Source organism: Novosphingobium endophyticum (genome assembly GCF_014640675.1).
Lineage (GTDB): Bacteria > Pseudomonadota > Alphaproteobacteria > Sphingomonadales > Sphingomonadaceae > Novosphingobium > Novosphingobium endophyticum.
Genome location: NZ_BMHK01000004.1, coordinates 131,947 through 154,731 on the forward strand (window position 1 = coordinate 131,947; position 22,785 = coordinate 154,731).

The following is a 22,785-nucleotide window of genomic DNA, read 5'->3' on the forward strand; positions in this document are numbered from 1 at the left end:
ATTGACAGCACGGTCCGCGTCCCCCCCTGTGGCCATTGCGGCATGGCCGACACCACCACAATGGCAATTGTCTTGAGCAAACGACCTTTCGATTTCGACGTCTGGGCGGCCCGGCTGCGGGACTTCCTGAATGACTGCGTTGCAAGCGCCGCTTGCGAGGAAGCCGATCGCGTTCGCGAGGCCTGCCTGCTGTTGCAGGGTACGCCGCTGTCGAACCGCGAGGTTTCCGATTTCGCCGCGATCGAGGCGATGCTGGCTTGCGGGGCGGCTGCAAGCGCCGCTTTGGCGATTCTGGGGCCGGAGGTATCTTTCATGCTGTCGCGCGGCGCCAGCGGTTCGTGCCTCGCCACCGTCGTGGTCGATGACGATTCGGAGGAAATGATGTCGGAAGGCGCGACCGTCGCGCTGGCGCTGCTGGCGGCGCATGCCTCTCTGCTGATCTCGCGGCTGGATGGCGACCTGGAAGCCCGTTCGATGACGCCTCCGCCCTCTGGCCGATTGCACTGAGAGGGTCATAGCGCGCGGGTGCAGCCGGAAGGGGCAGGCCCGGTCGTTGGAGATGGTTGGCCGGGCCTGCCGAGTATGTTTGTCCCCGGGGGGATCGGATGCCGATCGGGGGTAGGGGGTGACCGGCAGGAGTGTGATATTCGCGGTATCGCTAAAGCTTCGTGCCGCAACGGCTACGTTCAACCACCGTCAGTATTGCCCCCTTACGTTGTAATACCAATCGTCTGACGCCGTGACTCGGGTGGGGATTCCCAAACGCGCCGGATTATGATTCTTTGGCCTGACATTTGGCGGGAGGCGATGATGGCGATTGGGATAGTGCGTGACGATCTGGACGCAGCAGGTTTGCGGGCGGCGGCATCGGCGAGCCGGGATGGCGCTGCGGCGCGTCGGATGCTGGCGCTGGCGCTTGTTGTGGAAGGCGTGGATCGCACGACGGCGGCGCGAACATGTGGGATGGACCGGCAGACGCTGCGCGACTGGGTGCATCGCTACAACGAGGCTGGTCTGGCTGGGCTGTCGAACAGGCATGGCGGCGGGCCTGCGCCGCTGTTGACGGCAGCGCAGAAGGACGAATTGAAACAGATCGTGCTGGCAGGGCCCGACCTTGCCAAAGATGGCGTTGTGCGATGGCGCTGCGTCGATCTTCAGCGGGTCATCGAGGAACGCTTCAAGGTGACGATGGCCGAGCGAACGGTCGCCAAGCTGCTGCACGCGTTGGGCCTTTCGCGCCTGACGCCGCGTCCGCGCCATCCCAAGCAAGCGCCTCAAGCGCAGGAGGATTTTAAAAAAGCTTCGCGCAGGACCTGAACGCGCTGTTGCCGGATCGCGCCAAAGACAAGCCGATCGAGGTGTGGTTTCAGGACGAAGCACGGGTCGGACAAAAGGGATCGCTCACCCATATCTGGGCCGAGCGCGGCTCCCGACCACCGCGGCTGCGCGACCAGCGCCACGGCTCGGTCTGGCTGTTCGGCGCGGTCTGCGCCGCACGCGGGGTTGGTGCTGGCCTTGTGACGGGGTGCATCAATGCCGAAGCGATGAGCCTGCACCTCGACGAGATCAGCTTCCATGTCGCGCCTGGCGCGCATGCCGTGGTCGTGCTCGACGGCGCGGGCTGGCACCAAACCGGAGGACGACTCCGGGTGCCCGACAACGTCACCTTGATGCCGCTGCCGCCCTATTGTCCGGAATTGAACCCGGTCGAAAATATCTGGCAATATCTCCGCCAGAACGAATTCAGCTTCACCGTCTGGGACGGCGTCGACGCCATCGTCGATGCTTGCTGCGCCGCTTGGAACAAACTCATCAGCGCGCCAGAGACCATCACCTCAATCGCCACTCGGCATTGGGCAAACGTGTCAGTTCATTAGGCGATCGGTATAATACGGAGGTTTTCGGGTCGAATCCTGGCCGCGAGCCCCGGGGGCCGCGTTCAGGCGACCAGCGCCGCCTCGATCGCGATGCGGATCGCGTCGGAAGTGTGGTTCGCGCCAAGCTTGTTGAGCATGTTGGCGCGGTGGATTTCGACCGTGCGCGGACTGATGGACAGCCGCTCGCCGATCAGCCGGTTCGAAAGGCCGATGGCAACGCCGCCCAGCACTTCCCGTTCGCGGCGGGTGAGCCGGTCGATCCGGGCACGCGCCATGATTTCGCGCATCTTGGCATTGCCGGAGCTGGCTGTGCGCGTGGCGGCCCGTTCGAGTGCGGCGTTGAGTTCTTCGGCGGAAATGGGCCAGGCGATGTAGTCGATGGCGCCATTCAGGATGGCCTGGACCACGCGCTGCGAGGAAGGCGCCTCGCTGAAGGCGATGATCGGGAACGCTTCGCCCCGATGGGCCATTTTCTCCACCAGCAGTCCGATCGAGCCGGCCTCGTCGTGGATAAGAACCACACCCGAGCGCGGCCAGGAGCCGGAAAGCTCGGACACGTTCTCGAAAGGCTCGACATGGATTTTGCCGTTCGACAGCGCATGGCTGATCGCCGCGCGGCGACGCGTGTCGTTGTCGATGAGGATGAGATTGCCGTTCCGCTCCACGAGCCGCCTCCTGCTTCGGTTATCCCCTAGTACCGCGCCACAGAGATTATGACGGTTTGGCTTATCGCAGGACGGGCAGCGCTTCGGGGGCGACCAGGAGCTGAATGCTTCGGGCGGCGCCCGGCTCACGNCTACCGTCCCCTTACAAGGCGGGGCGACGAATATCGGATGGAGAGGGTGAAAGGCGGCTGGGTCTACATCATGACCAACGGCGCACACGGCACGCTCTACATCGGCGTAACCGCCAACCTGCCCGCCCGCATAACCCGGCATCGCGAAGGGCGCGGCTCCGAGTTCTGCCGGGAGCATGGCCTCGTCCGCCTCGTCTACGCCGAACGCCATGATGACATCCGCGACGCCGTCGCCCGCGAGAAGGCGATGAAAAAGTGGAAACGCCAGTGGAAACTGCGCCTGATCCGCCGCCTCAACCCCGACTGGCGCGACCTCTACGAAGACCTCACGCTGCTCTGATCCGCCCACACGGCGCACACACCCGACACAGGGTCCCGATCGGCTCCCTCCGCACGCCCCCGCTCCGCCCACCAAAACATCGTCACCCCTGCGAAGGCAGGGGCGACGGTATGGGACAGAGGAGTGAGCGCCGAGACTTGCCGAACCGTCAGGTGAGGCTAGCCGCAGCGGGGTGGGCTAGCTGGGCGTGACGATAGACGGGGGATTTAGACTGTATCACGGCAAATCTAGGCTGCCGCTTCTTCTGCACATCCAGTCATATCTTTCGCTTCCCGCTTTGCCCTATTACGAGCAACCATTCTGGGCAATGAAAACGAGTAAGTGAGAAATGCCTCAGAAAACTTTTGTAAAATGGTGACATCGGTCTCAGTTTCTGGCGCCTCGTCGTGAACAGCATCATTGCCGTCCAGTCGAATCTCGTGTGACCAGGCTCCCATCGCCTCGGTGAGATGACCGTCGGAAACCAGTTTCTCTATTCTTTTGAATAGAGAAAGAGATTTGTCGCTAGGACCTAGTATCTTTGTGGCGACATCTAACGTCTTTCGAAACATTGCTCCCGCAGCATCCCAACGGGCGGAGGCTAAGTTTTCAAGTCCCTGCTGGTAAAAATGTTGTACGTTTGGGGGGAGGTCGTGTGGTATCGATGTATTCGGGGCGGGAGATATACCAAACATTTCATAAGGATACTTAGGAAAATCAAAGGTGTGTTTAACGGCATCCGGGAAGCTTCCACCGCCCCTCTTAGTGGCGTGAACAATCACGCCTTTATTGCAAATACCGCAAACAGAGAGCAAGTAGGCTTGCTCAGATTTGTCACTCAAATTCCACTGGAATACGACTTGAAAGCCGGCATTCCTTGTCAAACAATGAGGACAATCACTCCGAAACTGAACAGCCATTTACCCCCTCACTCCGCCGCCTGCGCACCCCCACGCTCGCCGAACATATCCGGCTCGCTGCCGTCGTCGCCCTCGTCGACGTCGTTCGCCTTGGCCTTGCGCCGGGCGTCGAAGTTGCCCCACACCGTGTTCCAGTCGCCGCGGGTGGCGCCTTTCGAGTATTCGGTGGCGCGGGTTTCGAAGAAGTTGGCGTGCTCCACGCCGTTGAGCAGCGGGGTCAGCCAGGGCAGCGGGTGTTCGTCGATCATGTAGACGGCATCGAGGCCGAGCTGGCCCAGGCGCCAGTCGGCAATGTAGCGGATGTAGCGCTTGATGTCCTTGGCGCTCATGCCCGGCACCGGGCCCATTTCGAAGGCGAGGTCGATGAAGGCGTCTTCCAGCCGCACCGTCTTCTGGCAGCAGTCGATGATGTCTTCCTTCACCGCCTTGGTCAGGCAGCCGCGTTCCTTGACGAAGGCGTGGAACAGGCGGGTGATGCCTTCGCAGTGCAGGCTCTCGTCGCGCACCGACCAGCTGACGATCTGGCCCATGCCCTTCATCTTGTTGAAGCGCGGGAAGTTCATCAGCATGGCGAAGCTGGCGAAAAGCTGCAGCCCCTCGGTGAAGCCGCCGAACATGGCCAGGGTGCGGGCGATGTCCTCGTCGCTGTCGACGCCGAACTGCTGCAGGTAATCGTGCTTGTCGCGCATCTCCTGGTATTCCAGGAACATACCATACTCGCTTTCCGGCATGCCGATGGTGTCGAGCAGGTGCGAGTAGGCTGCGATGTGCACCGTTTCCATGTTGGAGAAGGCGGCGAGCATCATCTTGATCTCGGTCGGCTTGAAAACCCGCGCGTATTTCTCGTGGTAGCAATCCTGCACTTCCACGTCGGCCTGCGTGAAGAAGCGGAAGATCTGCGTCAGCAGGTTGCGCTCGTGCTCGCTGATCTTCTGCGCCCAGTCGCGGCAGTCTTCTCCCAGCGGCACTTCCTCCGGCATCCAGTGAATCTGCTGCTGGCGCTTCCAGAAGTCGTAGGCCCAGGGGTATTCGAAGGGCTTGTAGGTCTTGCGGGCTTCGAGAAGGGGCATGGGCGCGGACTCCGGTGGATCGGTTCAATTTCCTTGCCCGGTCGATTCGGCTGGCCGTTCAGGCGGCGCGGCGGGACTTTCCGGGGCGAAAGCCGACGATAACCAAAAAACCGTCCGCAAGGGGAGCGTCGGCCCGATTCTTTGCACAGCTTTACATGCACATCTTGCGGCTGCGGCTATATGGGGACGCAAGCCCTTGTATTCCACCCCAGCGCCTGCGCGACTCGTGGATGTTCCCCGGTTTGCGGCGGGTCAGATGGTCCGCCCGCCGCCCACCGGCCCGGCCGGCAGGTTGACGACAGCGCAAACGCAGGGCTCGTCGAAAGGATTGCGCCAGCCATGCATGACGCCGCGAACGACCACGAAATCGCCCGCTCCGACCGTGACTTCGCCGGCCTCCAGCACCATGCACACGCGGCCCTTGAGGACCACGAGATAATCGATCGTATCGGTGGCGTGCATATAGGCTTCGGTACACGGTGGAAACGTGCAGAGCGCGAAGTTCGAGCCGCCGGAATGGAGGTGATCGATCTCGTAGGGCACGGCGGTGTCCTCCCTGCCCGAATTGTCAGCCGGCAGGCTTTCAGTGCGCCAGGCGTAGGCCGCGATGGCCGATTCGAAATCGGGGATCGGACCGTCGATCACCACGCAGGAACGTCCTTCGTCGTCGAGCCCGGTGACGACGCGCCGGCAGGTTGAAATCATCCGCTCCATCTCCTCTTTCCTCTCCCCATTTTCCTGAGGAACCGTCAAGGCGCACGGGGTATTATCCCTAGTATAGCGTGGGCCGGCGCGCCCCGGCCCGTCAACAGGAGACATCCCGTGACACGGCAAACGACGCAACAACCCGGTCGGCAACCGGGCGATGAAACGGCGTGGACGACGGTCGTCGGAACCATTCGCAAGGGCATGCCGGTGATTGACGCCGACGGCACCCGCATCGGCAAGGTCGCTTACCTAGACGGGGAGGAAATCGTGCTGGAACCGGACGAGCCGGGGCAGGACGCGGAATTCGTCGCCCTCACGCAGGTTGACGGTGTGGACGAGACCAGCGTGCTCCTGTCCGGCAGGGGCGATGCCACGTTCGGGCTCGGCGGAGAGCCGTGAAGGCCAGTGAGCCGCAAGCCGTGGCCGCAGTGCGACCAGCCCCGGAACGATCGCGCGCCCTTCTTCGTTGTATGGATGCAACCTTTTGAATTAAAAGGAGACGAATGATGTTCGAAAAGCTCCGCATCCGTGAACACATGGAAGTAGCCACCAACACCGGTCAGCACGTGGGTACCGTCGACGAGATTGAAAATGACCAGATCAAGCTGACCCGTTCCGATAGCAAGGACGGTGCGCACCACTACATCGCGGTCGACAGCGTCGACAGGATCGACGACAACCGCGTCTATCTGAAGGAGGGTACGCCGATCCCAATGGGCACCGGCGCACGTTGAACCTCCCGGAATCGCGGGACAATACCTGTCCCTCGCGAGGCCCCGGCCATCAGCAGATGGCCGGGGCTGTGCGTCCGCGCGATGATCGCGCAGTCCGAAGATATGATACACAAAGGATAACAACTCTTCCCACGCTGCGTTCTTGGTGATAGCCGGTAGCCAACGAGAGGACATCGGGGGAATAGGCGTGACGCCAGGAATTGTGAGGACTTTGGCCGGTTATCTGCTCGCGGCTCTGATGCCGCTGGCGCTTGCTGCCTGCGATCGGACCGCGCAACCGGTCGAGCCGGAAATGACTGCCAATCCGGACGAATGGCCCAGCTGGGGTCGCAACGGCCTCGAAACCCATTACTCCCCGCTCGACGAGATCGACACCGGCAACGTCACCGATCTCGCCCTTTCCTGGCACTACGATCTCGAGCCCGGCTACACGCCGAGCACTCCACTGATGGCCGAGAGCAAGGTCTTCATCACTACCGGGCATTCGCACATCCGCGCCTTCGATGCGGAGACAGGCCGTGAGCTGTGGGAATACGATGGCGGCACCCGCGAAAGGGCGACCTCCTCGCTGCAGATGACCTGGGGGAACAAGGGCATTGGCTATTCGGATGGCCACGTCTTCCTCGTCACCACCGACGGCTACGTCATCTCACTCGATGCGAAGTCCGGCAAGGAAGCGTGGAAGACCTACGACTTTCCGGACGACGCTCCGCGCAATGCCAACGGGGCGCCGCGCGTCTTCGGCGGCAAGGTGATTGTCGGTTTCGGGGGGGCGGATATCAGCCCGTCACGCGGCTTCGTCACCGCCTATGACGCGAAGACCGGCAAGCGCGCGTGGCGCTTCTATACGGTGCCGGGGGACGAGGTGACACCGGCGGGTCGCAAGGCCGAAGCGGTCATGCGCAAGACCTGGCCGGGCGGCTGGAAGAACCCCGACGGCACCCGGCGCGGCGGCGGCGGCACGGCATGGAACGCCTTCAGCTACGACCCCGAGCTCAACTATATCTACCTCGGCGTCGGCAACGGCTTTCCCTATGCCCAGCACCTGCGCAGCCCCGAAGGCGGGGACAACCTGTTCCTCGCCTCGATCGTGGCGGTCGATGCGGATACCGGCGAATACAAATGGCACTACCAGGTCTGTCCCGCCGAACAGTGGGATTGCACCGCCACCACCGACATGACGCTCGCCACGCTCAAGATTGACGGCAGGGACCGCAAGGTGCTGATGCAGGCGCCGAAGAACGGCTTCTTCTACGTCCTGGACCGCAAGACCGGCGAATTCATCTCCGCCGAAAAGATCGCCAAGGTCACATGGGCCGAGAGGATCGACGCGAAGACCGGCCGCCCGGTCGAGAACCCCGGCATCCGCTACCAGGGCAAACCGGGCCTTTTCGAGTTGTGGCCGGGCCCGACCGGCGCGCATAGCTGGATGCCGCAGGCCTACAGTCCGCAAACCGGCCTCGTCTATATCCCCGTGCTCGAACAGGGCGCGCTGATCGGCGAAGGCCAGGAAGGTGGCGGCGAGATCGCGGCCGGAATGGGCGTTACCCTCATCCCCGAAGTCGAGCTGCCCGATGGACGCAAGAGCTTCCTCAAGGCCTGGAATCCCGTTACGCAGACCGAGGCTTGGCGCGTGGAACTACCCGGCACCTGGCCCGGCGGGGTCATGGCGACAGCGGGCGGCCTCGTTTTCCAGGGGCAGATCGACGGCAGGTTCGTCGCGCGCGATGCCAGGACAGGCAAGGAACTCTGGTCGTTCAAGACCGAGAGCCCGATTGTCGGGGCGCCGATCTCCTATCGGGTGAACGGCCGTCAGTACGTCACCGTCATCACTGGCTCGGGCGGACAGGGCGCCGGCATGCAGACGCTCGGCAGCCAGGCGTTCCGCACAGACTATCGCCTGCCCCGCCGCGTCCTGACTTTCGCGATTGGCGGCACGGACACGGTGCAGCCCGTCGCAATGCCCGAACGCGTGCCGCCCGAGGATCCGCAGTTCCAGCCAGACCCGGAGCGCATCGGGGCCGGTGCCATGCTCTTCGGCACCCGCTCGTGCGTAGTCTGCCACGGATGGAACGCCATCGGCGGCGGCGCGGCGCCTGACTTGCGCTTCTCGCCGATCATCACCGACGCGGCGACGTTCAAGGCGGTGGTCAAGGAAGGCGCGCTCAAAATGAACGGCATGCCGCCTTTCCCGAACTTCACCGACGAGGAACTGGAAACCCTGCGCTTCTACCTGCGCGCCCGCGCCCGGGCTGTGCCCGAGGAGCAGAAAGCACATCTCGACAAGTCCGGAACCGTGCAGAAGAACACGGCCGCGAGCCGGCCGGTGCCGGGTTCACGCTTGCCTCGCACAGGATAGCCGGCGGCATCGTTCAAAGCCGCCGGCTCGACCGGATACACCCCGACACGCGGCAGCCGGCCATGTGACCCGGCACGACCGGTCAGAACCAGATGCGGATGCCGGCCACGGCCGAAACGGCAGACGCCCTCTCGCCATGTGCCCGCACATGATCGGCGCTGCCGCCCAGCCTGCGTTCCCAGAACACGCCGACATATGGCGCGAACATGCGCGTCACTTCGTAGCGCAGCCGCGCCGAGGCCTCAATTTTCTCGAAACCGGAAGCGATGCCCAGTTCAGGCACGTCCTGAAAGGCGAAGTCGGCCTCCAGTTCGGGTTCCAGGATCAGCCGCTGGGTGATGCGCTGGTCATAGGCAGCCACCAAGCGGGCATGAACGTCGCCCTTGTTCGATATGAAGACCTGTCCCTCGACCTCGAACCAGTAAGGCGCCAGCCCCTGGATGCCGGCCATCGCGTAAGTGCGATCCGGGTCGGGGCGAAAGTCATGCCGGACGCCGAGTTGCAGGTTGAACCAGGGATCGAGCGCGCGGCGCCAATAGGCGCTGACCTCGATATTCTCCGGCTTCTCTCCAAAGGCCCCCTCGCCCTCGAAGTCGACGACGGCGCGGTCGATGTCACCGCCGTACCACGCAGAACCCTCGAAGCCGTAACCGTCCTGTCCGGAACGCGCCCGGTATTCGAGCTGATCGATCTGCAAGGCGAAAGTGCGGAAGGTCATCTCCCGGTACATCGCCGCCAGCGAACGTTCCATCGCCGCGGGCGGGAAGAACGCGTCGGCGGCCCTGTCCGTCGGCACCGGCGGCGGCGGAGCATCGCCGGGGGTATCGTCGGCGGCCCGCTCGGGTTCCATCGCGTGGCCCATGTGCATGGAATGGTCCACGTCGGCGTCCTGCGCCTGGCCATGGTCCATCTCGCCGTGGTCCATCGCTGAATGGTCCATCCCCGCATGCCCGGTGGTCTGGTCCCCGGCCGGAGCGGAATTGGCATGCACCGCATGTCCGCCGTGCGCATCCTGCGCGAACGCGGGGCTGGCCAGGCCGCAAGCGAGCGCGACAAGCGCAAGGCGGCGCATCAGGCCTCTCCTCGCTCACGGCGGACCGTGACCACGCGCATCATCCCCGAATGCATGTGGTGCAGCATGTGGCAGTGGAAGGCCCAGTCGCCCTCGCCGTCGGCGGTGAGATCGAACGAGACCCTGCCGCCGGGCAGCACGTTGACCGTATGCTTGCGCGGCCGGTGCCCCGGCTCTCCCGTCACCAGCTCGAAGAAATGCCCGTGCAGGTGGATCGGATGCGGCATCATCGTGTGGTTGATGAGGTTAACCCGCACGCGCTCGTTCAGGCGGAACGGGATCGGCTGTGCCCCTTCGGACAGCGCGACGCCGTCCATCGACCACATGTAGCGTTCCATGTTGGCGGTAAGGTGCACGTCGACCTGGCGGCTCGGCGTGCGCGGATCGGGGTTCTTCTCCCGCGCGCGCAAATCGGCATACGTGAGCACGCGATGATCGACGTCCTCCAGCCCTGTCGGCCGGTCGGCAAGGCGATCGGCCGGCATCGGCGAAAGCGTCGCGACGCCTGGCCCCAGCGGCACGTCCGGCGCCACCGAGGGATCGCGCATCGACATGGAATGCTCCTCCATGCCTTCGTTCGCGGGCCTGCTGAGGTCGATCACGCCGCCCTCGTCCATATCCATGCCGGACATGTCCATGCCCATGTCGCGCATGTTCAGCAGTGGGCGATTGCGTAGTTCCGGGATCGGCGCAGCAAGGCCGACCCGCCGCGCCAGCGTCGCGCGGACAAGGCCGGAGCGGTCGATCGCCTCGGCAATGATGCCATAGGCCGCTTCCTCGCCGGGCGTGACGATGAAATCGTAAGTCTCGGCGATCGCGATCTGCACTTCGTCGGTCTCGACCGGCTGCACCGGAAGACCGTCGGCGGCGACCACGCTCAGCGGCAGGCCGGGGACACGGAAGTTGAAATTCGTCATGGCCGAGGCGTTGATGACGCGCAGCCGCACCCTCTCGCCCGGCGCGAAAAGGCCGGTCCAGTTCTCAGGCGTGCCGTGGCCGTTGACGAGGAAGCTGTAGGTCATGCCGGTCACGTCCGATATGTCGGTCGGGTCCATGCGCATGGCCGCCCATTCTAGGCGCTCCTTCAGCGTCTGGTCCCTGCCCGCGAGCAGGCCGGCCAGCGTCTGCTTCTGCCGGTTGAAGTACCCGCCCATCAGCTTGAGCCGGCGAAGCTGCTCGTGCGGGTGCATCGGGCTCCAGTCGGACAGCACCAGCACATGCTCGCGCTCGTACGGCTCATGCGGACCGTCAGTCGGATCGATCACCATCGGGCCATAGTGCCCCATGGCCTCCTGCATCCCCGAATGGCTGTGATACCAGTAGGTGCCGGACTGGATGAGCGGGAACTCGTAGACAAACGTCTCGCCCGGGTCGATGCCGGGGAAACTCACGCCCGGCACGCCGTCCATCTGGAATGGCAGCAGCAGGCCGTGCCAGTGGATGGAGGTCTGCTCTGCGAGGCGGTTGGTCACCGCGATGCGCACGTTCTGCCCCTCGCGCAGGCGAATGAGCGGCGCGGGCAGCGTGCCGTTGACTGTTATCGCATGGGCCGAACGACCGCCGGTCGCGAAATGGCTTTCGCCGATGGTAAGGGCGATCTCCTTGCCGGACAGCACGTCCGGCGAAGGCAGGCCGGCCGAGCCGCTGCGCGCCCACGCCGGGAACAGGCTTGCGGTTCCGAACGAAGCGGCCAGCAGGCCGGACACACCAAGGAAGCGGCGACGGTTGAACGAAGGTTTCATGATCATCGAAAGGAACTACGCAAGCGGCGCGCTAAACCCTCAAGAAGTTTCGACAATTTCCGCCTCGCCTGGTATATGCGGGTCTCCGCGGCCTTGCGGCTGATGTCGAGCAGTGCGGCGGCTTCGTCCTGCGCCATGCCTTCCGTCGGGCAGAACTGCAGCGGGCCCTTGAGGCCGGGGGCAGACGCCGCGTCCATTTTCGTCATCATCGCCTCCCGCCCGTACGCTTCGGACACGAAAGACGCAACGCCGCTCCAACAACTACGCTCACGCGGCGTCGCTGTCGCTCACCGGACTACGGCCAGGGATGCAGCGCCCCTACTCGGGATAAGTACCACTTTGTGGTTAATAAGGGCTACCGGATATAGTCCTTTATCAGTACAGTGCGGCGCAGAACACGATCGGAAAAACATTCGGGTACGCAGAATCGTGGGCACACAACAGATTTTCATACCATTTTTCAAATGGTTATTTTTGCCTGTCATTCTTCAGCGGAGCGCTCGTCGAAGGGCGATGCCCGCGAACGACAATTGCGCACCGTCCATCACCCCGGATGACAGGACGCTGTTCCTGCACGGGCGGGGGGAATACCGGCACGAATGCGTGAAGACTTCGCAGTACCAGTCCGAACTGCGTGACATCGCGAGCCGAAAGACCCGGCACGAATGCGTCGCGAGCCTGGCGCTCGATGACAGCAACGCGAAGGACCGCAGCAGGGTGACCGTCTCCATCGAGGACATGGTCACCGGCGTCTTCCCCCGCAACCTGAGCACACAGTACCGCGAATGGCTGAAGCGGTGGCACCTGTCGGATGCCGTCGTGAAGTGCAAGGCCGTGATCGTCACCAGCACCGTGAGCGGCCGGGCGGATTACCGCGTGAAGCTCGACATCGACGTACCGTTCAGAATGACCGTGGAGTGATCGCGAAGTACTGAGCGCGGGCGCGGGTCTTGGCGCGGAGCCACCACCCCCCCTCTGAAGAGGGGGAGAATGGCTTGCAAAGTCGGTCAGGCTCCTGCCTTCGCAGGAGCGACGCATCATCAATCGATCACGCGCTTTTCGATCACCCGGTCGCGGTACACCACGCGCTTGCCGCCATGCGCGCCGACACCGAGGAACATCACGCCCACGAAATAGCCGAAATCGTACCAGCCGCCGTTATTGGGCACGGCGTAGATCGCAACATTATCGAGGAACAGCGACAGGACCCAGGCGACCGGGAAGATGAAGCCGTGCCACACGCCGAGCAGGAAACCGGGCGCCTCCGGCGCGACCGCCGTGGTCACCTGACGCGCGCAACCCGCGAGCGCGAGGAGCGCGGCGACCGGAAGGAGGCGCGCGGATCCGGTCATGGCTTTACTGACAGGCCAGGCACTCGTCGTAATCCGTCGTCTCGCCGATTTCGAAGCGGGGCGCCACGGCGGTGTTATCCGCTTCCACGCCGCCGGCAAAGCCGGCGCGCTGCACGCTTTTCGAACGCAGGTAGTAGAGCGACTTGATACCCTTTTCCCACGCCTGGAAGTGCAGCATCATCAGGTCCCACTTGTCGACGTCGGCGGGAATGAACAGGTTCAGTGACTGCGCCTGGTCGATATAGGGTGTGCGGTCGGCGGCGAATTCGAGCAGCCAGCGCTGGTCTATCTCGAAGCTGGTCTTGTAGACCGCCTTCTCCTCGGGGCTGAGGAAGTCGAGGTGCTGCACCGAGCCGCCATGCTCGAGGATCGAATTCCACACGTTGTTGGAATCCTTGCTCTTCGAGGCGAACAGCTTCTGCAGGTAGGGGTTCTTCACCACGAACGAGCCCGAGAGCGTCTTGTGGGTGTAGATGTTGGCCGGGATCGGCTCGATGCAGGCCGAGGTGCCGCCGCAGATGATCGAGATCGAGGCCGTGGGCGCGATCGCCATCTTGCAGGAAAAGCGCTCCATCACGCCCTGATCGGCGGCGTCGGGGCACGGCCCGCGTTCCTTCGCCAGCAGCATAGAGGCCTCGTTGGCCTTCTGGTTTATGTACTGGAACATCTGCAGGTTGAGCGCCTTGGCCATCGCGCTTTCGAAGGCGATGCCCTTTTTCTGCAGGTAGGAGTGGAAGCCCATCACCCCCATGCCGACCGAGCGTTCGCGCATCGCCGAATACTTGGCGCGGGCCATCTCGTCCGGGGCGCGGTCGATATAGTCCTGCAGCACGTTGTCGAGGAAGCGCAGCACGTCCTCGACGAAGCGCTTTTCGCCCTTCCACTCTTCCCAGGTCTCGAGGTTGAGCGAGGAGAGGCAGCATACCGCCGTGCGATCGTTGCCGAGGTGGTCGCGGCCCGTGGGCAGCGTGATTTCCGAGCACAGGTTCGACGTCGAGACCTTGAGACCGAGATCGCGGTGATGCTTGGGCATCATGCGGTTCACGGTGTCGGAGAAGACGATGTAGGGCTCGCCGGTGGCAAGGCGCGTCTCGACCAGCTTCTGGAACAGCGAACGCGCATTGACCTTGCCGCGCGCTTCGCCGGTCTTCGGGCTCCTCAGTTCGAATTCGGCGCCATCGCGCACGGCTTCCATGAATTCGTCGGTCAGGAGCACGCCATGGTGCAGGTTGAGCGCCTTGCGGTTGAAGTCGCCCGAAGGTTTGCGGATCTCGAGGAACTCCTCGATCTCGGGGTGCGATACATCGAGGTAGCAGGCCGCCGAGCCGCGCCGCAGCGAGCCCTGGCTGATCGCCAGCGTGAGCGAGTCCATCACGCGCACGAAGGGGATGATGCCGCTGGTCTTGCCGTTGAGGCCCACCGGCTCGCCGATGCCGCGCACCGCGCCCCAGTACGTGCCGATGCCGCCCCCGCGCGAGGCGAGCCAGACGTTCTCGTTCCAGGTCGCGACAATGCCCTCGAGGCTGTCGTCGACCGAGTTCAGATAGCATGAGATCGGCAGGCCGCGCCCGGTGCCGCCGTTCGAGAGCACCGGAGTCGCCGGCATGAACCACAGCTTCGAGATATAGTCGTAGAGCCGCTGGGCGTGCTCCTGATCGTCGGCATAGGCATCGGCGACGCGGGCGAAGAGGTCCTGGTACTTCTCGCCGGGCAACAGGTAGCGGTCATCCAGCGTTTCCCGGCCGAAATCGGTCAGCAGCGCGTCGCGGCCGTCATCGGTGACGATGTTGAAGCGGCGATCGTGGATCGTCTTCGAATCGCTGGGCGCCTTGGCGGGCGCCTCGACCAGATCGGCCGTTCCGGTGTCGGTCTTTTCCATCGCGATTGCCGGGCTCTTGCCCGTCTCCTTGTTCACGTCGGCGGAGCCCTGCGTGCCCGCATCGCCGGAGGCTTCCGGTGCATCCGCCCCGGAATGGCCCATCTCAGCACTTCCCACCAGATCGTCGCTTCCGTTCCTGAAATCCACTTTCGCCCCCCAATGTCCTCACAACCGCCCGTCAGCCGGCAGTGCCGGCGCGATTCGGCGGGCGTTCTTCCGCACACCCGCTTATCAGAGTCAGCACAAAAAGAGAACAAATCTCCCGCCTGAACTCTGACGCACGGCATTTTCGAGGCCCCGCCCTCACCCGGACTCATCCTCGGCAGACGATGATCCGCCTGCCTGGATTCCTCAAGGTGTTGAGCCCCGGCACCCCTCGCGCCACAACCCATAGTGCTCTTTCTGAAATTCGGCGCAAGGGGTGCCTGTCCGGGCCGGAGCAGCGGCGAAGCGGAGGCTGGACAGCCAAGCCGGGCTCACGACGCGTGGAAAGTCCTTCACCCGTGCCGATGGCAAGGGGTAATGTCGGCCCGCGCCGGAAATATTTTTCCCCAAAATTTTGCCGACAAGCCGAATCAGATTTGCGACGAGCGGAGTTCCGAAGAGTGCCCCGGACTCCACAAGGGATTCAGCATCTTGTGCCCGGCGCTACCGGCGCCCGCCGATGCATGCAACCGAGTTGCCATCCGGCGATTAACGGGCAAGTAAAGGGAGGAGTGCGGCGAGGCCATGCGAAGGAGCAGGACAGGACAATGTTGAATATCATCGGTGCCATCATCAGCGGGCTCATCATCGGCGTGCTCGCGCGCTTCTTCTATCCCGGCGCGGTCGAGATGGGATGGGTCGCGACGATACTGCTCGGCATCGGCGGCTCGCTGGTCGCCGGCCTCGTCACCAGCCGCGGCCGGCGCGACTTCAGCCGCGCGGGCTGCCTTGCTTCGGTAGTCGGCGCGATCGCGTTGATCTTCCTCGGGAGGCTTCTCGGCATCGGCGCCTGAACCCGCCGGCGCGCGATTGAATGCCGGCGGAGGCGCAGCCCCGCCGCCGGCGGATCCGCATCACGGCACAAGCACGGTGTCCTGCGGTTCCGCCAGCGTGTCGGGATAATCCAGGGTATAGTGCAACCCCCTGCTCTCGTGCCGCTTGAGTGCCGAGCCGACGATCAGTTCGGCGGACTGGAGCAGGTTGCGCAGTTCGATCAGGTCGGTCGAGACACGGAAGTGCCGGTAATATTCCTCGACCTCGGTATTGAGCAACTGGATGCGGTGCATCGCCCGTTCCAGCCGCTTGGTCGTGCGCACGATGCCGACATAGTTCCACATGAACCGGCGGATCTCGGTCCAGTTCTGCTTGATGACGACTTCCTCGTCAGAATCGGTAACGCGGCTCTCGTCCCAAGCGCGCACGGGCGGCGGGATGTCGAAGGTGTCCCAGTGCTCGAGGATATGCGCGGCCGACGCCTCGCCAAAGACAAAGCATTCGAGCAGCGAATTGGACGCGAGGCGATTGGCCCCGTGAAGGCCGCTCTCGGTACATTCGCCGGCGGCATAGAGACCGGGCAGGTCGGTCCTGCCTGCAAGATCGACGAGGATGCCGCCGCAGGTATAGTGCTGCGCCGGCACGACCGGGATCGGCTGGCTGGTCATGTCGATGCCAAGCGAAAGGAGCTTCTCGTGAATGGTCGGGAAATGCTCCTTCACGAACTCCGGCGGCTTGTGGCTGATATCGAGGTGGACGAAATCCAGGCCATAGCGCTTGATCTGGTCGTCGATCGCGCGGGCAACGATATCGCGCGGCGCGAGTTCGGCGCGCTCGTCATAGTCGGGCATGAAGCGGTGCCCGGTCTCCGGGTGTTTCAGATGCCCGCCCTCGCCCCGCACCGCCTCGGTGATGAGGAAGTTCTTGACCTCCAGATTGTAGAGGCAGGTCGGGTGGAACTGCATCATCTCCATGTTGGAAACCCGCGCGCCCGCGCGCCAGGCCATGGCGATGCCATCCCCCGTTGCGCCGCGCGGCGCGGTGCTGAACCGGTAGACGCGGCCCGCCCCGCCGGTCGCGAGAACCGTCGCGCGGGCGGTGTGCGCCTCGACGTGTCCCGTTTCCTCGTCGAGCGCATAGACGCCCCATACCCGGCCCGAGCCCGAGTAGCGCATCTCGTGCCGCCCGGTGATAAGGTCGATGCAGGACCGTCCGGGAAGGAGGGTAATGTTGGGATTGGCCTTGGCCGCCTCCAGCAGGGCTTGGTGCACCGCCCAGCCGGTCGCGTCGTTGACGTGGACGATGCGGCGATGCGAATGGCCGCCTTCGCGCGTGAGGTGGAGGGCGCTGCCGTCCATGTTGAAAGGCACGCCCAGCTCGACGAGGCGGTCGATCGCCCCCGGTGCGCGCTCCACGACATATTCGACGGTCTCGATCCGGTTGAGCCCCGCCCCGGCCACCATGGTATCGCGGATATGTTCCTCGAAGGTATCGCCGGCGGCGAGGACCGCGGCGATCCCGCCTTGCGCCCAGGCGGTCGAGCCGCCGGTGAGCGGGCCCTTGGCAAGGACGAGGACCTTCAGCTTGTCGGCGAGCGCCAGCGCCGCGGTAAGTCCTGCCGCGCCGGAACCAACGACGACGACGTCGTGGCAGCTATGATCGGGATTCATCGATTCCATCTGCTCTCATTTACGGCTGCCGCGACCGATCGCAACATTTTGGCACATCGCCGCCTATTGCATTGCACTGCACCATGAAGCGGCTAGGGCGTGACGCGAGGTCGCACGTACCCCGTGTGCTCCTTGCCGGACGCGGAAGAACGCCCGGCCTATCGGTCGCCACCGCCATGCGAGACAGTACTCATGCCAGTACAAACGCTTTTATGCCTCTTGAACAGACACCAACCGGTCCGCGAAGATGTCTGCAAGGACGCATTCAGCTACGTCGGAAACTGCAGATGTTGCGGCCGCAGGATAAGACGGAAAAGTCACAGGACCTGGAGGCGCGAATGGTTGCGTAACGCCCCGCCGTCGCCCATCCCCGGCCGGTCCTCCAAAACCGGGGTTGGCCGGGAGGGAAATTCGGCGCCCTGAAAAACGGCTCGGGATAACATCCATTCCAGATCAGCCGCCGGCATTCGCCTGGCTGGTGAGGCTGACGAAAACGTCTTCGAGATCCGCTTCCCGGGTCGTCACATCGACGATCGAAAAGCCTTGCGCCTGCAGGGCGGAGAGAATCTCGCCGGCATTGGCGCGGTCCTTGTCGTAAGTGATCTCCAGCATCCGCTCGCCGCTCGCCTCGCAGCGCACGAAACCGGGATGGCGGGGCATCTCGGTGTGGTCGCGATCGAGCGTCAGCACCAGGATCTTCTCGCGCGCCATGCCGACCAGCTCGCGGGTAGGCTTGTTGGCGATGAGTTCGCCGTGATTGATGATCGCGATGCGGTCGCACAGTTCTTCCGCCTCTTCGAGGTAATGCGTGGTGAGCACGATGGTCACGCCCTCGCGGTTCATCTCGGAGACCAGCTCCCACAACTGGCGGCGCAATTCGACGTCGACGCCCGCCGTCGGCTCGTCGAGCACCAGCACAGGCGGCTGGTGGACCAGCGCCTTGGCAATCAGCAGGCGCCGCTTCATGCCGCCGGAAAGCGTGCGGGCATAGGCATTGCGCTTGTCGGCGAGATGCACCGCCCGCAGCAGTTCGTCGCTACGGCGCAGATGCCTGGCAATACCGTAGAGCCCGCCCTGGTTTTCGAGCACCTCGTACGGCGTGAAGAAGGGATCGAAGACGATCTCCTGCGGAACGATGCCGATCGCGCGCTTGGCGTTGCGCTGATCGCGGTCGATGTCGAAACCCCAGATGTTCACCGAGCCGGAGGTCTTCCTCACCAGCCCGGCCATGATGTTGATGAGCGTCGACTTGCCCGCGCCGTTTGGCCCCAGCAGACCGAAGATCCCCCCTTCGGGCACGTCGAAGGACACTCCCTTGAGCGCCAGCTTCCCTTCCCCGCCGCCGGCCGGCGCGTAGCGCTTGACAATGTCGCGGATCGAGATGGCGGGCTCGGCAGTGCTGATCATGCCCGCGCATTTGGGGGAAGTTTCGAGGCGGGTAAAGCCCCACCGCGGCCGTTACACGCAAAGACGCGGCATTGCGAAAGGGTCGCGCAATTGCGCGGGAGGCGTAAGCGTTGACGCGCGTTCGCCCGGCGAATATGATCCACTATATATCATTTATGCCGGGAACGAGTCGTCCCGGCGCGCCCGGGAGAGCGACCATGGCTACCGCCGCCCAGATCATCGAGAAGGATTATTTCACCGACCATTCCGTCCTGCTCGATCCTTATGAGTACTTCGAGCAGATCCGCAGCAACGGTCCGGTCTATCAGATGAAGAGCCGCGAGGACGTGGTCATCGTCACCGGCTTTCGCGAGGCGATCGAAGTCCTGCTCAACACGCGCGACTTCTCCTCCTGGCTCAATCCCGACCCCCTGCTGAAGCTGCCCTTTGCCATCGAGGGCGACGACATCGGCGCGCAGCTCGAATCCCATACCGGCAATCCGATGGAACTGATGGTCTCCTACGACGGGGAAAGGCATGCCGCCGCCCGTTCGCTGCTCAATCCGCTGTTCACGCCTTCGCGCCTGAAGGCCAACGAGGCATTCATGCGTGACTATGCGGACAGCGTTGTTCGCGACGTGGTGGCGCGCGGCGGGTGCGAGCTTATCGGCGAGGTGGCCACGCCCTACGTCACCATGGTCATTGCCGACCTGCTCGGTGTCCCGGCCGAAGACCGCGAAACCTTTCGCCAGGTGATCGACGCCGGCCCTCCGCCGGGCAACATGGACGCGGGCGAAACCGGGCAGTCCATGCACCCGCTGATGGTCATGGCCGGCTACTTCGCGCGCTACATCGCCGAGCGGCGCGCCAGTCCGCAGGACGACGTCATGACGGAAATGGCGCTGGCGAAGTATCCTGACGGATCGACGCCCGATGCGATGGAAGTGGTCAAGTCGGCGATGTTCCTCTTTGCCGCCGGGCAGGACACCAGTGCCAAACTGATCGGCAACGGCATGCGCCTCCTTGCCGAGCAGCAGGGCCTGCAGCAGCAGCTGCGCGAGGACCGCAGCCTGATCGGCCCGTTCCTGGAGGAGAACCTGCGCCTCGAAGGATCGACCAAGGCAACCTTCCGCATTGCCCGTCGCAAGACGCGCATCGGCGAAGTCGAAATCCCGGCGGGCACGCGCATCGTCGTCTCGCTTTCCGCCGCTAATCGCGATCCGGCGCGCTGGGACGATCCCGAAGCCTTCGTGCTCGGACGGGCCAGGATCAGGGAGCACCTGGCCTTCGGTCGGGGCGCGCACACCTGCGCCGGGGCGCCGCTCGCCCGCGCCGAAGTCGCGGTGATCCTCGACCGCTTTTTCGACCATACCCGATCGTTCACGCTCGACGAGGAGCATCACGGCCCCAGGGGTGCGCGACGGATCAGCTACGAGCCGAGCTACATCATCCGGGGGCTCGACAAGCTCCATGTGAAGTTCGAGCCCGCGTGAGACGCTCGTCATTGCGAGACATCTGGAAATGTCCCCTGCCCCCTGCTAATGGCGCGCCCATGAGCAACGCGCCCGAAACCGTCTACACCGATTCCCCCCGCGTCTCCTGCGACGGAGCCACGGATATTCGCGCCAACGGGAACTACACGCCCGCCGCGCTCGGCCACCCGCGCGTCTGGCTGGAAATCGACGAGAAGGGCTATGTCGAATGCGGCTATTGCGACCGCCGCTTCGTGCTGAAGAGCGGCCCCGCGGACCAGCAGGCGGCCTGAAGAAAGCTCCCGTCATCCCGGGCTCGACCCGGGACCGGTGGCGGTGTTTACGCGCAGCCTTGCCGAGAGGGCTTGCCGAACGACCTCCACCGGTCCCGGATCACGTCCGGGATGACGGAGTGCGCCGTCGGCATTTTAATTCCCGCCACGTCGCCTATATTCCGGCGTATGACCCTCACCGACCCCCGTTCGCTCCTTTACCGCCAGCTCACGCCCGAGGATGCGCAGGCGCTTGCCGCCGAGACCTTGCGCGCCTGCGATGACGGCGAACTCTACATGCAGTTCCTGGCGACCGAATCGTTTGGCTTCGATGACGGACGCCTCAAGACCGCCGACTATTCGCGCGACGCCGGCTTCGGCCTGCGCGGCGTTTCCGGCGAGATGACAGGCTTTGCCCACGCCAACGAGATTTCCGCCCCGGCCATCCGCCGCGCCGGCGAGACGCTGCAACTGCTGGATCCCGCGGCCGGCCAGCGCGCCGCGGCGCCGCAGAAGAGCAACCGCCACCTCTATACCGAGGCATCGCCGCTCGACCTTCTCGGTTTCGCCGAGAAAGTCTCGCTGCTCGAGACCATCGACGCCGCCGCCCGCGCCCGCGATCCGCGCGTCTCGCAAGTGAGCGCCAGCCTCTCCGGTTCGTGGTCGGTGGTCGAGATCGTGCGCGCCGACGGGTTCGTCGCGACTGATGTGCGCCCGCTGGTGCGCCTCAATGTCACCATTGTGGCCGAAGCGAACGGACGGCGCGAAACGGGTTCGTTCGGCATGGGCGGCCGCTGGCTCTACGACGACCTGTTCAAGCCCGAGAACTGGAACCGCGCCATCGATACCGCGCTCCAGCGCGCGCTCATAAACCTCGAAAGCGTCGATGCCCCGGCGGGTGAGATGACCGTGCTGCTCGGCCCCGGCTGGCCGGGCGTGCTGCTGCACGAGGCTATCGGCCACGGCCTGGAAGGCGATTTCAACCGCAAGGGAACGTCCGCCTTCACCGGCCGCATCGGGGAGCGCGTCGGCGCGCCGGGCGTGACCATCGTCGACGACGGCTCGATCGCGGGCCGGCGCGGTTCGCTCTCGATCGATGACGAAGGCACGCCGACGAAGGAGACGGTGCTCATCGAGGACGGCATCCTCAAGGGCTACATGCAGGACCGCCTCAACGCCCGCCTCATGGGCGTCGAGCCGACCGGCAACGGCCGCCGCGAGAACTATGCCCACGCCCCGATGCCGCGCATGACAAACACTTTCATGAAGGCCGGCGGCGACGATCCCGAGGAACTGCTGAGCCGTATCGGCAACGGCATCTACGCGAAGAATTTCGGCGGCGGCCAGGTCGACATCGTCTCGGGCAAGTTCGTGTTCTCCTGCACCGAGGCCTACAAGGTGGAAAACGGTAGGCTGGGCGCGCCGATCAAGGGCGCTACGCTGATTGGCGACGGCCCCTCGGTGCTCACCCGCGTCAAGGGCATCGGCAACGACATGGAACTCGACGAAGGCGTGGGCATGTGCGGCAAAGGCGGCCAGAGCGTGCCCGCCGGCGTCGGCCAGCCCACACTGCTGATCGAGGGCATCACCGTGGGCGGCACCGCCTGAGCGGTCAGCTACGGTTCAGGCGGCCAGTGCCATAAACGGGACAAAAGGAAGTGGGAAAAGGAGAGAAAGACATGCGCAAGATCGTCGCTGCCCTCGCCGTAGCCGCCTCGCTTCTCGCGGTCCCCGCCGCTCAGGCCCGTGACGAGTTGACCGGCGAGCAACGGCTCGCCAAGATGCTTGAAGGCCGTGAGGCCGGAAAACCTGTCAATTGCATTCCCCTGTCCCAGGCCACGGGAACGACCGTCATCGACAAGACCGCCATCGTCTACCGCATCGGCAGGACGCTGTACGTCAACCGGCCTTCCAATGCCGAAGCGCTCGACAACGACGACATCCTCGTGACCAGGCTGTGGGGCTCGCAGCTGTGCAGCGTCGATACCGTGCACCTGCACGACCGCTCGATGCCTTCCATGTGGAGCGGGTTCGTCGGCCTGCGGGAATTCGTGCCGTACAAGAAGGTGGCCTCGGCCAAGTAACGGCCGGCCCGACTACAAGGTCCCCTGAGGAAGACGGCCGGGAGCACCTCGCGGCCGTCTTCTGCTTTGCAGCGTGTCCTTTTCAGATCGCCCGT

22 protein-coding genes are annotated in these 22,785 nt (G+C 64.2%); 12 read left to right on the plus strand and 10 right to left on the minus strand.

Annotated features, from left to right (window positions below; genetic code table 11):
• The first annotated feature begins 72 nt into the window (after window positions 1-72).
• Both IEX32_RS04465 and IEX32_RS04470 read left to right on the plus strand, forming a co-directional pair.
• Window positions 73-507: a hypothetical protein gene (locus IEX32_RS04465; protein ID WP_188768814.1), complete on the plus strand. Its 435-nt coding sequence runs from the start codon at window positions 73-75 to the stop codon at window positions 505-507.
• Between the two features lie 300 nt (window positions 508-807).
• A protein-coding gene (locus IEX32_RS04470; RefSeq protein WP_188768816.1) for an IS630 family transposase occupies window positions 808-1,877 on the plus strand; the annotation gives its coding sequence in 2 pieces (ribosomal slippage) (window positions 808-1,300 and window positions 1,300-1,877; 1,071 coding nt in all).
• 62 nt (window positions 1,878-1,939) lie between these two features.
• Here IEX32_RS04470 and IEX32_RS04475 read toward each other — a convergent pair.
• Window positions 1,940-2,542, minus strand: coding sequence for a response regulator transcription factor (locus IEX32_RS04475; RefSeq protein ID WP_188768818.1), 603 nt, complete (start codon window positions 2,540-2,542; stop codon window positions 1,940-1,942).
• Window positions 2,543-2,710: 168 nt separating this feature from the next.
• On the opposite strand from IEX32_RS04475, the gene IEX32_RS04480 reads away from it, so the two are divergent.
• On the plus strand, window positions 2,711-3,013 hold the full coding sequence (locus tag IEX32_RS04480; protein ID WP_373285413.1) for a GIY-YIG nuclease family protein: 303 nt from the start codon (window positions 2,711-2,713) through the stop codon (window positions 3,011-3,013).
• A gap of 227 nt (window positions 3,014-3,240) precedes the next feature.
• Here IEX32_RS04480 and IEX32_RS04485 read toward each other — a convergent pair whose 3' ends face one another.
• From IEX32_RS04485 to IEX32_RS04495, 3 genes are all read right to left on the minus strand, one after another.
• Complete coding sequence (locus IEX32_RS04485) at window positions 3,241-3,912, minus strand: DUF4145 domain-containing protein (protein WP_188768820.1); 672 nt, start codon at window positions 3,910-3,912, stop codon at window positions 3,241-3,243.
• An 8-nt stretch (window positions 3,913-3,920) separates the two neighbouring features.
• Window positions 3,921-4,982 carry a ribonucleotide-diphosphate reductase subunit beta gene (locus IEX32_RS04490; protein WP_188768822.1) on the minus strand — a complete coding sequence of 354 codons (1,062 nt, stop codon included), beginning with the start codon at window positions 4,980-4,982 and terminating at the stop codon, window positions 3,921-3,923.
• A gap of 252 nt (window positions 4,983-5,234) precedes the next feature.
• Window positions 5,235-5,687, minus strand: coding sequence for a cupin domain-containing protein (locus IEX32_RS04495; RefSeq protein ID WP_188768824.1), 453 nt, complete (start codon window positions 5,685-5,687; stop codon window positions 5,235-5,237).
• A 117-nt stretch (window positions 5,688-5,804) separates the two neighbouring features.
• Between IEX32_RS04495 and IEX32_RS04500 the strand changes: the two genes are divergently transcribed.
• The 3 genes from IEX32_RS04500 (at window position 5,805) to IEX32_RS04510 (ending at window position 8,783) form a co-directional block, all read left to right on the plus strand.
• On the plus strand, window positions 5,805-6,089 hold the full coding sequence (locus IEX32_RS04500; protein ID WP_229735953.1) for a DUF2171 domain-containing protein: 285 nt from the start codon (window positions 5,805-5,807) through the stop codon (window positions 6,087-6,089).
• A gap of 107 nt (window positions 6,090-6,196) precedes the next feature.
• The gene (locus tag IEX32_RS04505; protein WP_188768826.1) at window positions 6,197-6,424 is read left to right on the plus strand and encodes a DUF2171 domain-containing protein; all 228 of its coding nucleotides are present in this window, start codon (window positions 6,197-6,199) and stop codon (window positions 6,422-6,424) included.
• 187 nt (window positions 6,425-6,611) lie between these two features.
• Window positions 6,612-8,783 (plus strand): PQQ-dependent dehydrogenase, methanol/ethanol family, encoded by a 2,172-nt coding sequence (locus tag IEX32_RS04510; protein ID WP_229735954.1) that lies wholly within the window; start codon window positions 6,612-6,614, stop codon window positions 8,781-8,783.
• Between the two features lie 82 nt (window positions 8,784-8,865).
• Here IEX32_RS04510 and IEX32_RS04515 read toward each other — a convergent pair whose 3' ends face one another.
• Window positions 8,866-9,855, minus strand: coding sequence for a copper resistance protein B (locus IEX32_RS04515; RefSeq protein WP_188768828.1), 990 nt, complete (start codon window positions 9,853-9,855; stop codon window positions 8,866-8,868).
• A complete protein-coding gene (locus IEX32_RS04520) occupies window positions 9,855-11,603 on the minus strand; it encodes a copper resistance system multicopper oxidase (protein WP_229735959.1) in 1,749 nt (582 codons plus the stop codon). The genes IEX32_RS04515 and IEX32_RS04520 overlap by 1 nt, the downstream gene beginning before the upstream one ends.
• Before the next feature lie 507 nt (window positions 11,604-12,110).
• Here IEX32_RS04520 and IEX32_RS04525 point away from each other — a divergent pair.
• On the plus strand, window positions 12,111-12,518 hold the full coding sequence (locus IEX32_RS04525; RefSeq protein ID WP_229735968.1) for a hypothetical protein: 408 nt from the start codon (window positions 12,111-12,113) through the stop codon (window positions 12,516-12,518).
• 119 nt (window positions 12,519-12,637) lie between these two features.
• On the opposite strand, the gene IEX32_RS04530 is transcribed toward IEX32_RS04525, so the two are convergent.
• Together IEX32_RS04530 and IEX32_RS04535 are read right to left on the minus strand one after the other, a co-directional pair.
• Window positions 12,638-12,949, minus strand: coding sequence for a hypothetical protein (locus tag IEX32_RS04530; RefSeq protein WP_188768832.1), 312 nt, complete (start codon window positions 12,947-12,949; stop codon window positions 12,638-12,640).
• 4 nt (window positions 12,950-12,953) lie between these two features.
• Entirely contained in the window at window positions 12,954-14,930 is a 1,977-nt protein-coding gene (locus IEX32_RS04535) for a ribonucleoside-diphosphate reductase subunit alpha (RefSeq protein WP_188768996.1), read from the minus strand.
• A 650-nt stretch (window positions 14,931-15,580) separates the two neighbouring features.
• Between IEX32_RS04535 and IEX32_RS04540 the strand changes: the two genes are divergently transcribed.
• Window positions 15,581-15,826 carry a GlsB/YeaQ/YmgE family stress response membrane protein gene (locus IEX32_RS04540; RefSeq protein ID WP_188768834.1) on the plus strand — a complete coding sequence of 82 codons (246 nt, stop codon included), beginning with the start codon at window positions 15,581-15,583 and terminating at the stop codon, window positions 15,824-15,826.
• A gap of 60 nt (window positions 15,827-15,886) precedes the next feature.
• On the opposite strand, the gene nadB is transcribed toward IEX32_RS04540, so the two are convergent.
• Window positions 15,887-17,485: an L-aspartate oxidase gene (nadB, locus tag IEX32_RS04545; protein ID WP_229735970.1), complete on the minus strand. Its 1,599-nt coding sequence runs from the start codon at window positions 17,483-17,485 to the stop codon at window positions 15,887-15,889.
• Between the two features lie 444 nt (window positions 17,486-17,929).
• Window positions 17,930-18,883: an ABC transporter ATP-binding protein gene (locus IEX32_RS04550; RefSeq protein ID WP_188768835.1), complete on the minus strand. Its 954-nt coding sequence runs from the start codon at window positions 18,881-18,883 to the stop codon at window positions 17,930-17,932.
• Between the two features lie 197 nt (window positions 18,884-19,080).
• Between IEX32_RS04550 and IEX32_RS04555 the strand changes: the two genes are divergently transcribed.
• From IEX32_RS04555 to IEX32_RS04570, 4 genes are all read left to right on the plus strand, one after another.
• Window positions 19,081-20,355 (plus strand): cytochrome P450, encoded by a 1,275-nt coding sequence (locus tag IEX32_RS04555; protein WP_188768837.1) that lies wholly within the window; start codon window positions 19,081-19,083, stop codon window positions 20,353-20,355.
• 59 nt (window positions 20,356-20,414) lie between these two features.
• On the plus strand, window positions 20,415-20,627 hold the full coding sequence (locus IEX32_RS04560) for a zinc-finger domain-containing protein (RefSeq protein WP_188768839.1): 213 nt from the start codon (window positions 20,415-20,417) through the stop codon (window positions 20,625-20,627).
• A gap of 168 nt (window positions 20,628-20,795) precedes the next feature.
• The gene (gene tldD / locus IEX32_RS04565) at window positions 20,796-22,214 is read left to right on the plus strand and encodes a metalloprotease TldD (RefSeq protein ID WP_188768848.1); all 1,419 of its coding nucleotides are present in this window, start codon (window positions 20,796-20,798) and stop codon (window positions 22,212-22,214) included.
• Window positions 22,215-22,285: 71 nt separating this feature from the next.
• On the plus strand, window positions 22,286-22,690 hold the full coding sequence (locus tag IEX32_RS04570; protein WP_188768849.1) for a hypothetical protein: 405 nt from the start codon (window positions 22,286-22,288) through the stop codon (window positions 22,688-22,690).
• Window positions 22,691-22,785: the final 95 nt, after the last annotated feature.

Excerpts from the sequence above, each read along its gene's own strand:
- nadB (WP_229735970.1), bottom strand. The coding sequence starts at position 17,485 with ATGGAATCGATGAATCCCGATCATAGCTGCCACGACGTCGTCGTCGTT.
- IEX32_RS04515 (WP_188768828.1), bottom strand. The coding sequence starts at position 9,855 with ATGCGCCGCCTTGCGCTTGTCGCGCTCGCTTGCGGCCTGGCCAGCCCC.
- IEX32_RS04505 (WP_188768826.1), top strand. The coding sequence starts at position 6,197 with ATGTTCGAAAAGCTCCGCATCCGTGAACACATGGAAGTAGCCACCAAC.
- IEX32_RS04550 (WP_188768835.1), bottom strand. The coding sequence starts at position 18,883 with ATGATCAGCACTGCCGAGCCCGCCATCTCGATCCGCGACATTGTCAAG.
- IEX32_RS04540 (WP_188768834.1), top strand. The coding sequence starts at position 15,581 with ATGTTGAATATCATCGGTGCCATCATCAGCGGGCTCATCATCGGCGTG.
- IEX32_RS04495 (WP_188768824.1), bottom strand. The coding sequence starts at position 5,687 with ATGATTTCAACCTGCCGGCGCGTCGTCACCGGGCTCGACGACGAAGGA.
- IEX32_RS04485 (WP_188768820.1), bottom strand. The coding sequence starts at position 3,912 with ATGGCTGTTCAGTTTCGGAGTGATTGTCCTCATTGTTTGACAAGGAAT.
- tldD (WP_188768848.1), top strand. The coding sequence starts at position 20,796 with ATGACCCTCACCGACCCCCGTTCGCTCCTTTACCGCCAGCTCACGCCC.
- IEX32_RS04530 (WP_188768832.1), bottom strand. The coding sequence starts at position 12,949 with ATGACCGGATCCGCGCGCCTCCTTCCGGTCGCCGCGCTCCTCGCGCTC.
- IEX32_RS04560 (WP_188768839.1), top strand. The coding sequence starts at position 20,415 with ATGAGCAACGCGCCCGAAACCGTCTACACCGATTCCCCCCGCGTCTCC.
- IEX32_RS04555 (WP_188768837.1), top strand. The coding sequence starts at position 19,081 with ATGGCTACCGCCGCCCAGATCATCGAGAAGGATTATTTCACCGACCAT.
- IEX32_RS04525 (WP_229735968.1), top strand. The coding sequence starts at position 12,111 with ATGCCCGCGAACGACAATTGCGCACCGTCCATCACCCCGGATGACAGG.
- IEX32_RS04480 (WP_373285413.1), top strand. The coding sequence starts at position 2,711 with ATGGAGAGGGTGAAAGGCGGCTGGGTCTACATCATGACCAACGGCGCA.
- IEX32_RS04570 (WP_188768849.1), top strand. The coding sequence starts at position 22,286 with ATGCGCAAGATCGTCGCTGCCCTCGCCGTAGCCGCCTCGCTTCTCGCG.
- IEX32_RS04490 (WP_188768822.1), bottom strand. The coding sequence starts at position 4,982 with ATGCCCCTTCTCGAAGCCCGCAAGACCTACAAGCCCTTCGAATACCCC.
- IEX32_RS04520 (WP_229735959.1), bottom strand. The coding sequence starts at position 11,603 with ATGATCATGAAACCTTCGTTCAACCGTCGCCGCTTCCTTGGTGTGTCC.
- IEX32_RS04535 (WP_188768996.1), bottom strand. The coding sequence starts at position 14,930 with ATGGGCCATTCCGGGGCGGATGCACCGGAAGCCTCCGGCGATGCGGGC.